General features: G+C 65.3%; 18 protein-coding genes. 17 read left to right on the top strand and 1 reads right to left on the bottom strand.

Annotation, left to right across the window (positions count from 1 at the left end; translation table 11 throughout):
- Positions 1-14: 14 nt before the first annotated feature.
- Positions 15-254, bottom strand: coding sequence for a hypothetical protein (locus CVM73_RS40715; protein ID WP_208639230.1), 240 nt, complete (start codon positions 252-254; stop codon positions 15-17).
- A gap of 234 nt (positions 255-488) precedes the next feature.
- On the opposite strand from CVM73_RS40715, the gene modD reads away from it, so the two are divergent.
- The 17 genes from modD to hypB all read left to right on the top strand — a co-directional run bounded on the left by modD (position 489) and on the right by hypB (position 16203).
- Complete coding sequence (modD, locus tag CVM73_RS20810) at positions 489-1403, top strand: ModD protein (protein ID WP_167406955.1); 915 nt, start codon at positions 489-491, stop codon at positions 1401-1403.
- A 250-nt stretch (positions 1404-1653) separates the two neighbouring features.
- On the top strand, positions 1654-2757 hold the full coding sequence (locus tag CVM73_RS20805; protein ID WP_245452387.1) for a HoxN/HupN/NixA family nickel/cobalt transporter: 1104 nt from the start codon (positions 1654-1656) through the stop codon (positions 2755-2757).
- A 238-nt stretch (positions 2758-2995) separates the two neighbouring features.
- Positions 2996-4318, top strand: coding sequence for a DUF3422 domain-containing protein (locus CVM73_RS20800; protein ID WP_100233740.1), 1323 nt, complete (start codon positions 2996-2998; stop codon positions 4316-4318).
- A gap of 66 nt (positions 4319-4384) precedes the next feature.
- Positions 4385-5401, top strand: a complete 1017-nt coding sequence (locus tag CVM73_RS20795; protein WP_100233739.1) for an NADH-quinone oxidoreductase subunit B family protein — start codon at positions 4385-4387, stop codon at positions 5399-5401.
- Positions 5398-6837, top strand: a complete 1440-nt coding sequence (locus CVM73_RS20790; protein ID WP_100233738.1) for a nickel-dependent hydrogenase large subunit — start codon at positions 5398-5400, stop codon at positions 6835-6837. Before CVM73_RS20795 ends, CVM73_RS20790 begins: the two co-directional genes overlap by 4 nt.
- 196 nt (positions 6838-7033) lie before the next feature.
- Positions 7034-8125 (top strand): hydrogenase small subunit, encoded by a 1092-nt coding sequence (locus CVM73_RS20785; protein ID WP_100233737.1) that lies wholly within the window; start codon positions 7034-7036, stop codon positions 8123-8125.
- A 29-nt stretch (positions 8126-8154) separates the two neighbouring features.
- Positions 8155-9945, top strand: coding sequence for a nickel-dependent hydrogenase large subunit (locus CVM73_RS20780; RefSeq protein WP_100233736.1), 1791 nt, complete (start codon positions 8155-8157; stop codon positions 9943-9945).
- Between the two features lie 9 nt (positions 9946-9954).
- The gene (cybH, locus tag CVM73_RS20775) at positions 9955-10698 is read left to right on the top strand and encodes a Ni/Fe-hydrogenase, b-type cytochrome subunit (protein ID WP_100233735.1); all 744 of its coding nucleotides are present in this window, start codon (positions 9955-9957) and stop codon (positions 10696-10698) included.
- A gap of 14 nt (positions 10699-10712) precedes the next feature.
- Entirely contained in the window at positions 10713-11291 is a 579-nt protein-coding gene (locus CVM73_RS20770) for a HyaD/HybD family hydrogenase maturation endopeptidase (RefSeq protein WP_100233734.1), read from the top strand.
- A gap of 27 nt (positions 11292-11318) precedes the next feature.
- Positions 11319-11615 carry a HypC/HybG/HupF family hydrogenase formation chaperone gene (locus tag CVM73_RS20765; RefSeq protein WP_100233733.1) on the top strand — a complete coding sequence of 99 codons (297 nt, stop codon included), beginning with the start codon at positions 11319-11321 and terminating at the stop codon, positions 11613-11615.
- A 272-nt stretch (positions 11616-11887) separates the two neighbouring features.
- Positions 11888-12334 carry a thioredoxin domain-containing protein gene (locus tag CVM73_RS20760; RefSeq protein ID WP_100233732.1) on the top strand — a complete coding sequence of 149 codons (447 nt, stop codon included), beginning with the start codon at positions 11888-11890 and terminating at the stop codon, positions 12332-12334.
- Positions 12331-13194 (top strand): hydrogenase expression/formation protein, encoded by an 864-nt coding sequence (locus CVM73_RS20755; RefSeq protein ID WP_100233731.1) that lies wholly within the window; start codon positions 12331-12333, stop codon positions 13192-13194. The genes CVM73_RS20760 and CVM73_RS20755 overlap by 4 nt, the downstream gene beginning before the upstream one ends.
- Positions 13191-13400 (top strand): rubredoxin, encoded by a 210-nt coding sequence (locus CVM73_RS20750; protein ID WP_100233730.1) that lies wholly within the window; start codon positions 13191-13193, stop codon positions 13398-13400. The genes CVM73_RS20755 and CVM73_RS20750 overlap by 4 nt, the downstream gene beginning before the upstream one ends.
- Complete coding sequence (hybE, locus tag CVM73_RS20745) at positions 13397-13909, top strand: [NiFe]-hydrogenase assembly chaperone HybE (RefSeq protein ID WP_100233729.1); 513 nt, start codon at positions 13397-13399, stop codon at positions 13907-13909. Before CVM73_RS20750 ends, hybE begins: the two co-directional genes overlap by 4 nt.
- The gene (locus CVM73_RS20740; protein ID WP_100233728.1) at positions 13906-14988 is read left to right on the top strand and encodes a nickel-dependent hydrogenase large subunit; all 1083 of its coding nucleotides are present in this window, start codon (positions 13906-13908) and stop codon (positions 14986-14988) included. The genes hybE and CVM73_RS20740 overlap by 4 nt, the downstream gene beginning before the upstream one ends.
- A complete protein-coding gene (hypA, locus tag CVM73_RS20735; protein WP_100233727.1) occupies positions 14981-15322 on the top strand; it encodes a hydrogenase maturation nickel metallochaperone HypA in 342 nt (113 codons plus the stop codon). Before CVM73_RS20740 ends, hypA begins: the two co-directional genes overlap by 8 nt.
- Complete coding sequence (gene hypB, locus CVM73_RS20730; RefSeq protein WP_100233726.1) at positions 15322-16203, top strand: hydrogenase nickel incorporation protein HypB; 882 nt, start codon at positions 15322-15324, stop codon at positions 16201-16203. Before hypA ends, hypB begins: the two co-directional genes overlap by 1 nt.
- The last annotated feature ends 1 nt before the right edge of the window (position 16204 follow it).

Below are 16204 nucleotides of genomic sequence, written 5' to 3'. Positions count from 1 at the left end.
GAGCATGTCGCGCATTACGACCGTAAATTCCGTAAATCGGATGACAAAGCGTGCAAGCGTGATGGAATCTTTTTGCAGCGTTGCCGACAAGTTGAGCGCGACTCGTGTCCGGTCCTCTGCTTGAAGATGGCGGCGATCTCCTTGGCGGCGTCGGTGAAATTGGCGGCGACGGCAACGGTGGTCTGCGCGGCCCGCGCAGGCGCGCATGCGAGCACCAATCCTGCGGCAAGGGTGATCGAGCGAAGCAGCTTCATGATGAACTCCAGCGGACGGCAATTGCTTCCACGCAGCCCGATTGCTGCAAGGCGCCGGCCAGAAGGGTCTCAGCAATCGGCGTGCCGGATGAGCGGCCGCAGGCTGGTGCGCGCCTTGCAGGACTAGCGTCAAAAACGGGGGCTTCCCGCCTCTTGCGGCGGCGGGACCGATGATCCGTGTCGGATGTCCGACATTGTCGTCGGCAAGCCGACACCAATGAAGGAAAGCACGACATGGCAACCGTCGCATCGCGCGCCGAGCTCGAACGCCTGCTGGAGGACGACGTCCCTTACGGCGATCTCACCACCGAGGCGCTTGGGATCGGCGGGACCATCGGCGTCATGCAGTTCGCCGCGCGCGCGCCGATGATACTGGCCCTTGCCGAGGATGCGGCCGAGATCATCACGCTCGCCGGTTGCGAGGTGGAACTGTTCGCCGCATCCGGCGCGGCGCTGGAGCAGGGCGCCCCGATCCTTCAGGCGCGCGGTCCGGCCGCGGGCCTGCTGCGGAGCTGGAAGGTGGCCCAGACGTTGGTCGAGATCTGGTCGGGCGTGGCCAGCGAAACCCGCGCCATCGTCGATGCGGCGCGGGCGGTCGTGCCAGGGATCCCGGTCGCCTGCACGCGCAAGAACGTGCCGGGCACCAAGCGGTTTGCGGTGGCGGCCGTGAAGGCGGGCGGCGCCGTGATGCACCGGCTCGGCCTGTCCGAGACCGTGCTGGTGTTTCCTGAGCACCGCACCTTTCTCGGCGAGCTGCCGCTGTTTCAAGCGGTCGAGCGATTGCGCCGGGCTGCGCCGGAGAAGAAGCTCGTGATCGAGGTGAAGACCGCCGATGCCGCACTTGCCGCGGCAGTCGCCGGTTTCGACGTGATTCAGGCCGAGAAGTTCTCGCCAGCCGAGATAGCTGCACTGGTCAAGCGCATGGCATCGATGGCCTATACCCGCGCTCCTCCGATCATCGCCGCTGCCGGCGGAGTCAACGCGGCGAATGCTGCGGCCTATGCGGAGGCCGGCGCTGATATCCTGGTGACGTCATCGCCCTATCTTGCAAGACCGAAGGATGTACAGGTGAGGATCGTGGCGGCTGGAAGGGCTCGATCTCCCGACGGGCTCTCGTTGCGCGATGCTGCATGCGAAAGGACCGCTTAGCGGATGCCTGTGATGCCAGTCGTTCGCTCCGAGTGTCAAACTATGTTTGCGTTACTGGCTACTTGGTTTCCGGGGCGCGCATTGCAGCGTTAAGAGGTCAAGAACACGGCTGAGACCGTTTCTTCTTTGAAGACATTAGCTTGCGACCAGTCGCGAAGCGCGCCTGCGGGGATTTGCTGTCTGGCCCGAATGTTGCCCTTCAGTATGACGGGCTTGGAGAAAGATCATACGAGGGGAGTGAGTGTTGTTGTTGGCCAATGCGCATCGCCCGAGGGAGCGGCCTCGGACTGCTTCCAGCACCGGTCCCGCTGTTCTCTTCGGTGGGCTTATCATCGCCAATGTCGCCGCCTGGGCCTGGGCTTTGGCCGTGTTCGCCGACCGGCCGGCGGTCATGGCGACCGCGGGGCTCGCCTGGGTGTTCGGCCTGCGCCACGCCGTAGACGCTGACCACATCGCGGCGATCGACAACGTCGTGCGCAAGCTGATGCATGCCGGCGATGCGCCGCGGAGCACGGGCCTCTATTTCGCGCTCGGCCATTCCACCGTCGTCGTGGTCGCGACCCTGCTGCTGGCCGCGGGTGTGGTAAGCTTTGGCGGCGACAGCCTGCTCAAGAGCATCGGCGGCCTGGTCGGCACGTCGGTCTCGGCGATCTTCCTGCTGCTGATCGCCGTGCTCAACCTTGTGATCTTCGTCGTCCTGTGGCGCACCCTACGTGCGATGCGCGAGCGCGGCGTCCATGATGCGGAGCAGCTCGACGTGCTGCTGGCCGGCCGCGGCTTGCTCGCGCGGCTGCTCGCGCCGATGTTCCGCATGGTGACGAAGTCCTGGCATATGTATCCGCTGGGCTTCCTGTTCGGGCTCGGTTTCGACACCGCCACCGAGATCGGCCTGCTCGGCATCTCCGCCACGGGAGCTGCGCGCGGCCTGTCGCTGTCACATGTGCTGGTCTTTCCGGCGCTGTTTGCCGCCGGCATGGCGCTGGTCGACACTGCCGATTCCGCATTGATGGTCAGTGCCTATCGCTGGGCCTTTGTCGATCCCATGCGAAAGCTCTGGTACAATCTGACGATCACCGGTGCCTCCGTCGCGGTCGCGCTGTTCATCGGCGGTGTCGAAGCGGTCGGCCTCGTTGGCGAGCAGCTCGGACTGTCCGGCGGGCTCTGGACGCTGGTCGATCGCCTCAACGACTCCCTCGCCAGTTTCGGCTTCGCGGGGATCGCGCTGTTCGCGGTCGCCTGGCTCGTCTCCTTCGTGCTCTATCGTACTGCGTTCAAGGCCGACCGCTGGTCGCGCGCCTTCGCCCGCGCCGAGCCCGATGTGTTGGAGTGCGCCGATGCGATCGAGGTGGCCTAGGGCTGCCGCGCTCGGCGGGCAATGCGGCAAGGCTTTGGCGCTCGGCGGCTGCGCCCCGCTGACCCATGGCGAGCGCGGCCTTGCGCATGACGGCGATCACACCAATGGCCAACGTGGCAGCGGCATGAGGTGGGCGTATCCTGCGAAGGGGTGATTGCACCGGTGTGGGTGTGTTGTGGTAGTGAACGGCGGGGTTCGCGGAACGTCGCGGCCTGGGAGCGCTACCAAGGGACGTCAGATGAACAGTGACCTCGATCTCACCGGCTTTGAGCTGCATCCGCAGCGTGGTGCGGTGCTGGGCGAGGTGCATGCCCGCCCGTTCACGCGACTGACGGCGCCGCTCACCGTGCTGCGCTTTGCCTTTCTAGCCCAGGGCGAGGTCGCCGCGGCCGATCGGCAAGAGTTCGTGGCATTCTGTACCTCGCATGGACAGACGCCGCCGGACGCGGGGATCAAGCATCATCAGGTCACGATCGGCGCAACCCAGCTCCGCTGGGAGCAGCACTCGGAATTCACCACCTTCACCTGGATCCTCGGCAACACGGATATGTCCGCGCGCCGGTTCGGCGAGGTCGGCGATGAGACCGCCGCGCTGATCCGCTCTCTGCGCCAGTCCGGGCAATTGCTCGTCGCGGTCAAGCTCGCCGTCGAGCAGACCTCGGCGGCACTGGAGCGTGCCCAGGAACTCTTCGAGCGAGGCAGCCTCGCCGTTGCTGCGGTCCGCAGCGGACCGGCCGTGGTCGCATCCGACTTTCGCGCCGACGACCAGGGTTTTGTTCGCATCCTCGTCTGCAACGACGGTCTGTCGCCGGGCCGGCTCGGCGCGCTGGTGCAGCGGGTCCTTGAAATCGAGACCTATCGCACGCTGGCGCTGCTCGGCCTGCCCGCCGCACTCGAGCTTGCGCCCTCCGTCGATCACATCGGACGGCGGCTCGTCGAAGTGCTCGAGGAGATGCAGGGCGCCGAGGACCTCAAGCTCAACAATCATCTGCTGACGGAACTGACCGCATTGGCCGCTTCGCTGGAAAGGGGAGCTGCCGGCAGCCTGTTCCGTTTCGGCGCCAGCCGCGCCTACTACGAGATCGTGCAGGCCCGCCTCGGCGTGATCGAGGGCGGCGAGATCGCGGGCTACCCGACCTGGTCCTCCTTTCTCGCTCGCCGCATGGCGCCGGCGATGCGCACCTGCGCCACGATGGAGGACCGGCAGGCCAATCTGTCGATCAAGCTCGCGCGCGCGGCCGATCTGTTGCGTACGCGCGTCGACGTCGAGCTCGAGGAGCAGAACCGCGACCTGTTGCGCTCGATGGACGAGCGCACCAAACTGCAATTGCGGCTCCAGAGCACGGTGGAAGGATTGTCGGTTGCGGCGATCGGCTACTACGTCGTCAGCCTGTTCGGCTATCTCGCCAAGGGCGCGCATGACAGCGGCCTGCATGTGGAACCATCGCTGGCGACCGCGCTGTTCGTGCCGATCGCCGTGGCCGTGGTGTGGATCGTGACCCGCAATATCCGCAAGCGGCACCTGAAGCACGACGGCGAAATGTCGGGCGCCCGCGACTGAGTGCGCGAACGAGCCTCTTGCGCTTCGCAGGCGAGCGGTTGAAGCTGGGCGACCGGGAGACGTAACATGAGCCGATCCGACGGAATGACCAATGTGCTCTGGCTGCAGGGCGCCAGTTGCGGCGGCTGCACCATGTCGATTCTCGAAAGCGGCGCCTCCGGCTGGTTCGACGAGCTCAGGCAGTTCGGCATAAACCTGCTGTGGCATCCGTCGGTCAGCGAGGAGACCGGCGAGGAGGCGGTCGAGGTGCTGCAATCTGTGCTCGACGGCAAGGTGCGGCTCGACATGCTCTTGCTGGAAGGCTCCGTCGCCCGCGGCCCGAACGATACCGGACGCTTCAATATGCTCGCGGGTACGGGCCGCTCGATCTATCGCTGGATGCTCGATCTCGCGCCGCGCGCCGATTATGTGATCGCGGTCGGAAGCTGCGCCGCCTATGGCGGCGTGCCGGCCGCCGGATCGAACCCGACCGACGCTGTCGGGCTTCAGTTCGAGGGGGCCGACAGCGGCGGAGCGTTGGGCGCGGGCTTCCGTTCGCGGCTCGGTCTGCCCGTCATCAACGTTGCCGGGTGCGCGCCGCATCCGGGCTGGATGATGGAAACCATCTTGGCGCTGACCACCAAGGATATTGCCGCGACCGATCTCGACGCTTACGGGCGGCCAAAGTTCATCGCCAACCACCTCGCGCATCACGGCTGCTCGCGCAACGAGTTCTACGAGTTCAAGGCCAGCGCGGAGACCATGTCGGAGCGCGGCTGCCTGATGGAGCATCTCGGCTGCAAGGCGACGCAGGCGGTCGGCGACTGCAACCAGCGCTCCTGGAACGGCGGCGGCTCCTGCACCAAGGGCGGCTATGCTTGCATCGCCTGCACCTCTCCGGGGTTTGAAGGCGCGCAGAACTTTTTGGAGACCGCCAAACTCGCCGGCATCCCGGTCGGTCTGCCGACCGACATGCCAAAAGCCTGGTTCGTTGCGCTCGCGGCATTGTCGAAGTCGGCGACGCCGCGGCGGGTGCGGTTGAACGCAACCGCCGACCACGTGGTCGTTCCGCCCGGCCGTACGGCGACCAAGGGCAAGCCATGACGCGGATCACGATCGGCCCGTTCAACCGTGTTGAGGGCGATCTCGAAGTCCGCCTCGACGTCGAGAGCGGCCGCGTCATGCGCGCGGAGGTGACCGCGCCGCTCTATCGCGGCTTCGAGCAGATCCTCGAGGGCCGGCCGCCGCTCGACGCGCTGGCGCTGGCGCCGCGGATCTGCGGCATCTGCTCGGTCTCGCAATCGGTTGCGGCGGCTGCTGCGTTGCGCGACGCCATGTCGATCGAGGCGGCACCGAACGGATTGCTCGCCACCAACATCGCGCATGCAGCGGAGAACGCGGCCGATCACCTGACCCATTTCTACATCTTCTTCATGCCGGACTTTGCCCGCGAGGCCTATGCCGCGCAGGACTGGCACGAACAGACCCGCGAGCGCTTTGCGGCAACGCGCGGCAGCGCGGCGCGCGACGTCCTGCCGGCGCGGGCGCGGCTGCTCGAGACCATGGGCATCATCGCCGGAAAATGGCCGCACAGCCTCGCATTCCAGCCCGGCGGCACCACGCGCGCCATCGATCTCGGCGAGCGCGTTCGGTTGCTGTCGATCACGACGGCCTTTCGAAGCTTCCTCGAGCGTATCGTGTTTGCGGATACGCTGGAGAATGTGCTGGCGATATCAACCGCGGACGAGCTCGACCAATGGCGCGACGGCCGCGGCGGCGATTTCGCGCATTTCCTGCGGCTTGCCGATAATCTCGCGCTCACCGGGCTCGGCAAGGGCACGGGCTTGATGATGAGCTACGGCGCCTATCACGGTCCAGACGGCGAGCTGTTTCCGCGCGGCCTGTTCGGCCCGCGCGCGGCGATCGAGCCCTTGCCGCTGACGCAGATCACAGAGGATGTCTCGCATGCCTGGATGCGCGACTCCTCCGCCGATCCCGCCCATAGCAGCACGGTCCCCGACCCCGACAAGCCGGCCGCCTATAGCTGGTGCAAGGCGCCGCGGCTCTCCGGCCAGCCGATCGAGGTCGGCGCGATCGCGCGCCAGACCGTGGCGGGCCAGGCGCTGGTCACGGATCTTGTTTCCAGGCACGGCGCCAACGTGCGCAACCGCGTCATCGCACGATTGATCGAGACCGCGCGCATCGCGCTCGCCATGGAGCAGTGGACGCGTGCGCTGCGGCTGTCGGAGCCGTTCTGTCACAATTCGCGCGGGATCCCGAACGGCAGCTATGTCGGGCTGGTCGAGGCTGCGCGTGGTAGCCTCGGGCACTGGATGGCGGTACGCGACGGTAGGATCGAGCGCTACCAAATTATCGCGCCGACCACCTGGAATTTCTCGCCGCGCGATGCCTTCGACGTCGGCGGCCCGCTGGAGCAGGCGCTGGTTGGTACCGATGTTGGCGACGCCGGCGCGCGCGCGGTTGCCATCCAGCACATCGTGCGCTCGTTCGATCCCTGCATGGTGTGCACGGCGCATTGACCGGAAACTTCGTTGCCGAGTGAAAATCGAGTTGTTTCCGCTTCTCCTGCTCTCAGCACCGTCGCGTCCCACCCCGTTGAGCAATTCAACACGCAAGGTTTTGGAATCTCTCTACTTTTGAATCGCTCCAAGTCGTTGGCCTGCTTCTTGCTGTCTTTGGCGTCATCGAAAAGTCAAAGCCGAAGCGGGAGGAAATATGGGCGCGGCGACGGAGACGTTTTACAGCGTGATCAGGCGGCAAGGGATCACGCGTCGAAGCTTTCACAAATTCTGTAGCCTGACGGCGACGAGCCTCGGGCTCGGCCCGCTGGCGGCGAGCCGCATTGCCAATGCGCTCGAAACCAAGCCGCGCGTGCCTGTCATCTGGATGCACGGCCTTGAATGCACCTGCTGCTCCGAGAGCTTCATCCGCTCCGCGCATCCGCTGGTGAAGGATGCGGTGCTGTCGATGATCTCGCTCGACTACGACGATACCATCATGGCCGCCGCCGGCCACCAGGCCGAAGCCATCCTCGATGAGACCCGCGCCAAGCACAAGGGACAGTACATCCTCGCGGTGGAGGGCAATCCGCCGCTGAACGAAGGCGGCATGTTCTGCATCGACGGCGGCAAGCCGTTCGTCGAGAAGCTGAAGATGATGGCCGAGGACGCCATGGCGATCATCGCCTGGGGCGCCTGCGCGTCCTGGGGCTGCGTGCAGGCCGCCAAGCCCAACCCGACACAGGCCACGCCGATCGACAAGGTCATCACCAACAAGCCGATCATCAAGGTGCCGGGATGCCCCCCGATCGCCGAGGTGATGACCGGCGTCGTCACCTTCATCACCACCTTCGGCAAGCTGCCCGAGCTCGACCGCCAGGGCCGGCCGAAAATGTTCTACTCGCAGCGCATCCACGACAAGTGCTACCGGCGCCCGCATTTCGACGCCGGCCAGTTCGTCGAGGAATGGGACGACGAGGCCGCGCGCAAAGGCTACTGCCTCTACAAGATGGGCTGCAAGGGCCCGACCACCTACAACGCCTGCTCAACCGTGCGCTGGAACGGCGGTGTCTCGTTCCCGATCCAGTCGGGCCACGGCTGCATCGGCTGCTCGGAGGACGGCTTCTGGGACAAGGGCTCGTTCTACGATCGCCTCACCAACATCAAGCAGTTCGGCATCGAGAAGAACGCCGATCAGATCGGCATGGTGGCGGCCGGCGCCGTCGGCGCGGCTGTGGCGGCGCATGCGGCGGTGACCGCGGTGAAGCGGCTCGCGACCAAGCGCGAAGACGCCGACCACAACAGCTGAGCGAAAAGACACATTAGGGTAGGAACACCATGGGTATCCAGACTCCCAACGGCTTCAATCTCGACAATTCCGGCAAGCGCATCGTCGTCGATCCGGTGACCCGTATCGAAGGTCACATGCGGGTCGAGGTCAATGTCGACGCCGACAACGTCATCCGCAACGCGGTCTCCACCGGCACGATGTGGCGCGGGATCGAGGTGATCCTGAAGAACCGCGATCCGCGCGACGCCTGGGCGTTCACGGAGCGGATCTGCGGCGTCTGCACCGGCACGCACGCGCTGACGTCGGTGCGCGCGGTGGAGAACGCGCTCGGGATCACCATCCCGGAGAACGCCAACTCGATCCGCAACCTGATGCAGCTTGCACTGCAAGTGCACGACCACATCGTGCATTTCTATCATTTACATGCGCTGGACTGGGTCGACGTCGTCTCGGCGCTGTCGGCGGACCCGCGGGCGACCTCGACGCTGGCGCAGTCGATCTCGAGCTGGCCGCTGTCCTCGCCCGGCTACTTCAAGGACCTCCAGACCCGTCTTAAGAAGTTCGTCGAGTCCGGACAGTTGGGGCCGTTCAAGAACGGCTACTGGGGCAGCAAGGCCTACAAGCTGCCGCCCGAGGCCAATTTGATGGCGGTGGCACATTATCTGGAGGCGCTCGATTTCCAGAAGGAGATCGTCAAGATCCACACCATCTTCGGCGGCAAGAATCCGCATCCGAACTGGCTCGTCGGCGGCGTGCCCTGTCCGATCAATGTCGACGGTACCGGCGCGGTCGGTGCCATCAATATGGAAAGATTGAACCTGATCTCATCGATCATCGACCGATTGATCGAGTTCAACGAGCAGGTCTACCTGCCCGACGTGGCGGCGATCGGATCCTTCTACAAGGACTGGCTCTATGGCGGCGGCCTCTCCGGCAAGAGCGTGCTCGCCTATGGCGACGTGCCCGAGCGTGCCAACGACTATTCCGCCAAGAGCCTGAAGCTGCCGCGTGGCGCCATCATCAACGGAAATCTGTCCGAGGTGTTTCCGGTTGATCACGCCAATCCCGACGAGATCCAGGAGTTCGTGGTGCACTCCTGGTACAGATATCCCGACGAGACCAAGGGGCTCCATCCCTGGGACGGCGTCACCGAGCCGAACTACGTGCTCGGGCCCAATGCAAAGGGCACCAAGACCGCGATCGAGCAGCTCGACGAGGGCGGCAAGTATTCGTGGATCAAGGCGCCGCGCTGGAAGGGCCACGCCATGGAGGTCGGTCCGCTAGCGCGCTGGGTGGTCGGTTATGCGCAGAACAAGGCCGAGTTCAAAGATCCCGTCGACAAGTTCCTCAAGGATTTGAACCTGCCGACTTCCGCGCTGTTCTCGACGCTCGGTCGCACCGCGGCGCGCGCGCTCGAGTCGGTCTGGGCCGGACGCGAAATGCGCTACTTCCAGGACAAGCTCGTCGCCAACATCAAGGCCGGCGACAGCTCGACTGCCAATGTCGACAAGTGGAAGCCGGAGAGCTGGCCGAAAGAGGCCAAGGGCGTCGGCTTCACCGAGGCGCCGCGCGGCGCGCTCGCGCACTGGATCAAGATCAAGGATACCAAGATCGACAACTACCAGTGCGTGGTGCCGACCACCTGGAACGGTTCGCCCAGGGATCCCAAGGGCAACATCGGCGCCTTCGAGGCGTCGTTGATGAACACGCCGATGGTCAATCCCGAGCAGCCGCTCGAGATTTTGCGCACGATCCACTCCTTCGATCCGTGCCTGGCCTGCTCGACGCATGTCATGAGCCCGGACGGCCAGGAGCTTGCCAAGGTCAAGGTCAGGTAGGAGGGGATCATGATGGATGCAGTTGCTCCCGCCTCGGATACAAGGCCCGACCTTGCGGCAATCGCGGCCGACGCTTCCGGAGAACGGGCGGTGGGGCGACCCACCGTCTATGTCTATGAAGCACCGGTGCGGATCTGCCACTGGGTGAATGCGTTCTCGATCATCATCCTGATGGTGACCGGCTATCTGATCGGGACGCCGCTGCCGACGGTCGAGGGCGAGGCGTCTGCCAATTTCGTGATGGGCTACATCCGCTTTGCCCATTTCGCGGCCGGACAGGTGCTCGCGGTGTTCTTCTTTGCGCGCATCCTGTGGGCCTTCGTCGGCAATCACCACTCCCGGCAGATCTTCTATCTGCCGGTGCATCGCAGGCAGTTCTGGAAGGAGGTGCTGCATGAGATCCGCTGGTACGCCTTCCTGGAACGCGAGCCGAAGATGTATGTCGGCCACAATCCGTTGGCACAGACCGCGATGTTCACGGGATTCACGCTGTTCGTGGCGTTCATGATCGTCACCGGTTTTGCGCTCTATTCGGAAGGCGCGGGCATCGATAGCTGGCAGCACAAGCTGTTCGGCTGGGTGTTTGCGATCTGGCCGAACAGCCAGGACGTCCACACCTGGCATCATCTCGGCATGTGGGCGCTGGTCGTGTTCGTGATGGTGCACATCTACGCCGCGGTGCGCGAAGACATCATGTCGCGCCAGAGCATCATCTCCTCGATGATCTCGGGCGAGCGGCAATTCCGCGACTGAAGGGAACGTTGCCGATGCCGACATCCTCGCAACACAATCGCATCCTGGTGCTCGGCATCGGCAATATCCTGTGGGCCGACGAAGGCTTTGGCGTGCGCGCGGTGGAGGAGTTCCACCGCCGCTACGCCGTGCCTGACAACGTCACCATCCTCGACGGCGGCACGCAGGGGCTCTATCTCGTGAACTTTCTCGAAGAGGCCGACCGGTTGATCGTGTTCGACGCCATCGACTACGGCCTCGAGCCCGGCCGGTTGAAGCTCGTGCGCGACGACGAGGTGCCGCGCTTCACCGGCGCCAAGAAGATGAGCCTGCACCAGACCGGTTTCCAGGAGGTGATCAGCGCCGCCGACCTGCTCGGCCGCTGCCCAAAACATCTCGTGCTGATCGGCTGCCAGCCGCTCGATCTCGAAGACTGGGGCGGGCCGTTGACGCCGCCGGTGCGCGACCAGATCGCGCCCGCGATCGATCTCGCCTGCCAGATCCTGGTCGAGTGGGGCGTCACGGCCAGCCGCCGCGGTGCGCCGTTGGCGGAATCGGAGCGGCTGCTTGCGAACGACATCGACCACGCCAGTTACGAGATGCGGCCGGCCTGAACGGCCCGGCCTCCAGGAGCAAGTGCGATGTGCCTCGGCCTGCCGATGACGATTGTCGAGACTGACGGAATGTCGGCGCTGTGCGAGTTTCGCGGTGAGCAGCGCCGCGTCTCCATGATGTTGCTCGACAACCCGCCGATCGGTGCCCAGGTGCTGGTCTATATCGACAGCGCGATCCGGCTTCTCGATGAGGACGAGGCGCGCCTGATTGGCGCGGCGATCGACGGTCTTGGTGCCGCACTCGACGGAGAGGATTGTGACCGCTTCTTCGCCGACCTCATTGACCGCGAGCCCCAACTGCCCGCGCACCTGCGGTCCGAATAAGCCGGCCTTCAAGCCCTGTGGGATCACCGCCTCCGCGGACGGATCGGCACGCGAGAGCGCCGCAGGCCGCCTGGAAGGCATTTTTCTATCTGCAAAGATAACTTTCATCTAAATTGGAAAGTATCTTATCAGCGAAGCGCGTGTCGTCTCGCGTGTCCGAAATACATGATCTAAATCAAAGAGATAAATCCGGAAAGCCGCTACCGCATCCTGGCACATGGCTTGCTAATCCCTATCCCGAGCGAAATCATAAGCTTGCCAGGGGAGGTCTGATGGAATTCCAGGTGGGGAAGCATGATCTGACGCGGCACGGCCTGCCTGAGGTCGACGCCACGACGGTCGATCAATTTCTGGGCGGGGCCGACGAGGCCGGCGCGATCGCCGTGCTGCTGTCGGCGGGCGACCCCAACCGCTTTCCGGAGGCGATCGATGTCGCCGTGGTGCTGCCGGAGCTGATCGCCGCCTTCGGCGGCCGGCTGCGCGGCGCGGTCATCGCGCGCAACGATGAGAGTGCGCTCGGCCAGCGCTTTGGCGTGCGGGTGCAGCCGACGCTGATCTTGGTCGCCAAGGGCGAGACGCTGGGCCTGATCGCAAAAATCCAGGACTGGTCGGTCTATGTCGACCGCATCACGAAGCTGATCGACCGTCCGCGCGGGCAAAGCGCCGCGGTCGCCGCCACCATCGTTCCCCGGCATCGCGCACAAGGTATCGAGCTATGAAGGTCGGCTTCTGGGATGCGCCCGAAGGCGCCGAGCAACCGGTCAACGTGTTCCCGATCGGCGAAGAGAGTCTCAATGCATCGAAGGGCAGCCTGACGGCGGCCGGTGCGCTGGCAAGGCTGGCGACGCTCGATAGCGCCGAGCTCGCCAAGAGCTGCCCGAACGCGGTCGCACTGCTGTCGAAGGTCGCGGACGCCATCGCGGACCAGAAGGCGGATGCACCGTCGCAACTGTTCCGGCTCGGCAATCTCAACGAGCTCGAGAGCAAGCTCATCGCCGACGTGCTCGGCGAAGGCGAGGTCGGCGGCGTCGTCGTGCTTCCGGACGGATCGCTGGCGCAGATCCAGGAATCGGTGCTGGCGGGCATCTGGCGCGTGCGACTCGAGACCGACGCCACCTCCGAATATCTCGAGATCGGCGCGATCCCGGAGATCGTCAAGCGCGCGGCCGCCGACCTCACGGCCACCGATTTCGAAATCGGGCCGGTGCCGGAAGGCGCCATGAACGTGCTGCCGGTGCTCGCCGAAATTCGCGAGCGGGCGCTGGCCTGGCGGCCCGGCATCCGCTCGCAGATCATCAATTTCACGCTGCTGCCGATGAGTCCGGTCGACATGAGCTTTCTGCAGGACACGATCCGCAACGGACCGATCCAGCTCGTGTCGCGCGGTTATGGCACCTGCCGGGTGCTGTCGACCGGCATCCGCAATGTCTGGTCGGTGCAGTTCTTCAACGCCATGGACACCATCATCCTCGACACGCTCGAAGTCGGCGGCGTGCCGACCGTAGCGCTTGCTGCGGACGAGGATTTCGAGGACTCCGCCGAACGGCTGCAGGAAATCATCGAGGCCTATTTCAAATGAGCGTCTTCGAGAATTTCGGCGTGCGTCAGGACGTCACCGACGCCACGCGGCTGGAATGCGGCATCTGCTGGACCGTCTACGATCCGGCCGATGGCGACGACGTCGCGCAGATCCCGCCCGGCACGCCGTTCGCGGCGCTGCCGGAGGAATGGCACTGCCCGAACTGCGACGCCCCCAAATCCAAATTCATGGCGATCGAAGCATGACCGGGAGCGCGCCAAATCCTGCCGGCGACGCCGACGCGGTGGCGTGGGGTGAGCATCTGGCCGGAAGCTATCGGCAGATCGGCGAGCGTGCGATGCGCGATCTGCCGATCTACAACGATGCGCTCGAAGTCGAGGCGGTCGGCTTCCGCCGCTTCAACGGCACGATCGTGGGTATCATGGTCACGCCGTGGTTCATGAACGTGATGATGCCGGCGAGCGCGGCGGGGCAGTCGTCGGGCGCGCCCCTGCGCATCCGCTTTCCCGCGGGCGATATCGAATTCACGCTCAGCGAGGTCGGACAGGTGGGCCGGATCGCGAGCTGCTCGCTGTTCTCGCCGATGTCCGAGTTCGCGGACATGGCAGCCGCGCGGGCGACGGCCGAAGCGGCGCTCGCCGAACTGATGCTGCCAGCGGACAGCGAGGAGGCGGTCCGCCGTCGCGAGCCCGCGACAAGTCAGATCGATCGGCGTAACTTCCTGCGCGGTACCCTGACGGAGCGGCGCGGATGAGCCTTCCCTTCCGCAACGAGATCGATATCACGGTGTGGCTGTCCGCCGGCACGATCGCCGACGTCGCGATCCAGCCGCGCAGCCGCCCGCCATTGACGCGGCTGTTTGCGGGAAAGCCGGCGGCGTCGCTGCTCCCGGTGCTGCCGCGGTTGTTCTCGCTCTGCTCGGTTGCCCATCAGGTGACGTTTTTGTCGGCGGTCGAGGCCGCGCAAGGGCAGGAGGCGACACAAGCCACGGTGCGGCGTCGCGTCATGGCGGTCGTTGCCGAGCGGCTGACCGAACTGCTGCGCGGCCTGTTCGTCGGACGGCTCGCGCTCGACGGCGCGAGCGCTGCGGCCGTGCGCGCCATGATGCAGGCGAGCACGGGGCTCGGAGGCGCTAGCGATGCCGTGCCGGAAGCCTTGCGGCGCGAGGCGGTCGCGCAAATCAAGGCCGCGCTTCGCGCACTGGGAATCGCCGAAGGCCAGGCCCTTGCGCCGGGCAGCGCGCTCGCCGCCTATGTCGCGCGCTGCGACGGCGAGGTGTCGTGGCAGCCATTGGGCGAGCAATCGTTCCTGACGGCGGCTGATGATCTCGACATCGTCACGCGTCTGCTCGCGGATGGTGCGGCCTATTCCGATGCGCCGGAGCTTTGCGGCAAGATCCCGGAAACCGGCGTCTGGGCGCGCAGGGCACAGCGCGAGCCGGTCTCGTCGGCCGGTCCGGCCGCGCGCTTCAAGGCGCGCATCGCCGAGGCCGCACGGCTCTGCGCCTGGCTCGATGACGGCGGCGAGGATCCCGAGGACGGCGTCGTCGCGAGTTACCGTCTTGGCGCAGGCAAGGGCGCAGCGGCCGTCGAATGCGCGCGCGGCCGGCTCTATCACGCCGTCGCGCTCGACGACGAGGATCGTATCGTCAGCTTCGAATTTCTGGCGCCGACCGAATGGAATTTTCATGCCCGCGGACCGCTGGTCCGGAGCCTCAAGGGCGCGATGCTCGCGGCCGGCCGGCAGGGACAGGAGGCGGTTCGCACGCTGGTCGGCTCGTTCGACCCCTGCGTCGGCTTCAGCCTCAGCTTTCGCGAGGCCGGCCATGCATGAGATGGCGCTGTGCGAAGGCATCATCGGCATCGTCGAGGAGGAAGCGCGCAAGCGCGGTTTCGCCAAAGTGAACGTCGTCTGCCTCGAGATCGGCGCACTCAGTCATGTCGCTCCGGAGGCGATGAAATTCTGCTTCGAGGCCGTCGCGGCGCGGACCGTTGCGCAAGGCGCAAAACTCGAGATCGTCGAGACGCCGGGAGTGGCCTGGTGCATGGCCTGTTCCAAGAGCGTCGAGATCAAGCAGCGTTACGAGCCGTGCCCGTCCTGCGGCGGCTATCAATTGCAGGTCACGGGCGGCGAAGAGATGCGCGTAAGGGAACTGGAGGTCGACTGATGTGCACGGTCTGCGGCTGCAGCGACGGCAAGGCGTCCATCGAACATGCCCATGATCATCATCATGATCATGGCGGACATCATCATCACCACCATCACGGTCATGATCACCACCATCACCATGATCACGCCCCCGGTGACGCCGGGCTGCTCGACTGCGGCGCCAATCCGGCGGGCCAAAGGATCGCCGGCATGAGCAGCGACCGCATCATCCAGGTCGAGCGCGACATCCTCGGCAAGAACGACCGGCTCGCCGCCGACAACCGCGCGCGCTTCCGCGCCGATGACGTGCTCGCCTTCAACCTGGTCTCGAGCCCCGGCGCCGGCAAGACCTCGCTGCTGGTTCGCGCCGTCTCCGAGCTGAAGGGCAGTTTTGCGATCGGCGTGATCGAAGGCGACCAGCAGACCTCCAACGATGCCGAGCGCATTCGCGCGACCGGTGTGCCCGCGATCCAGGTCAACACCGGCAAGGGCTGTCACCTCGATGCCGCCATGGTCGCTGACGCCTATGACCGGCTGCCCTGGCTGAACGGCGGCCTCCTCTTCATCGAGAATGTCGGCAACCTCGTGTGTCCGGCGGCATTCGATCTCGGCGAAGCCTGCAAGATCGTGGTGTTCTCGACCACGGAGGGCGAGGACAAGCCGCTGAAATATCCCGACATGTTCGCGGCCTCATCCCTGATGCTGATCAACAAGATCGATCTCGCGCCGGTGCTCGATTTCGATCTCGCCAAGACGATCGAATATGCGCGGCGGGTCAATCCGAACATCGAGGTGCTGACGGTGTCGGCGCGCACCGGCGAGGGGTTTGCGGCGTTCTATGCCTGGATCCGCAAGCGCGCTGTGGCGATGAAGCCGGCGACAATGACGGCGGCGGAGTGAC

The sequence above is a fragment of the Bradyrhizobium forestalis genome (assembly GCF_002795245.1).
Taxonomy (GTDB): domain Bacteria; phylum Pseudomonadota; class Alphaproteobacteria; order Rhizobiales; family Xanthobacteraceae; genus Bradyrhizobium; species Bradyrhizobium forestalis.
Note: the sequence above shows the minus strand (reverse complement) of the source record. Positions and strands in the feature narration are given on the sequence as shown.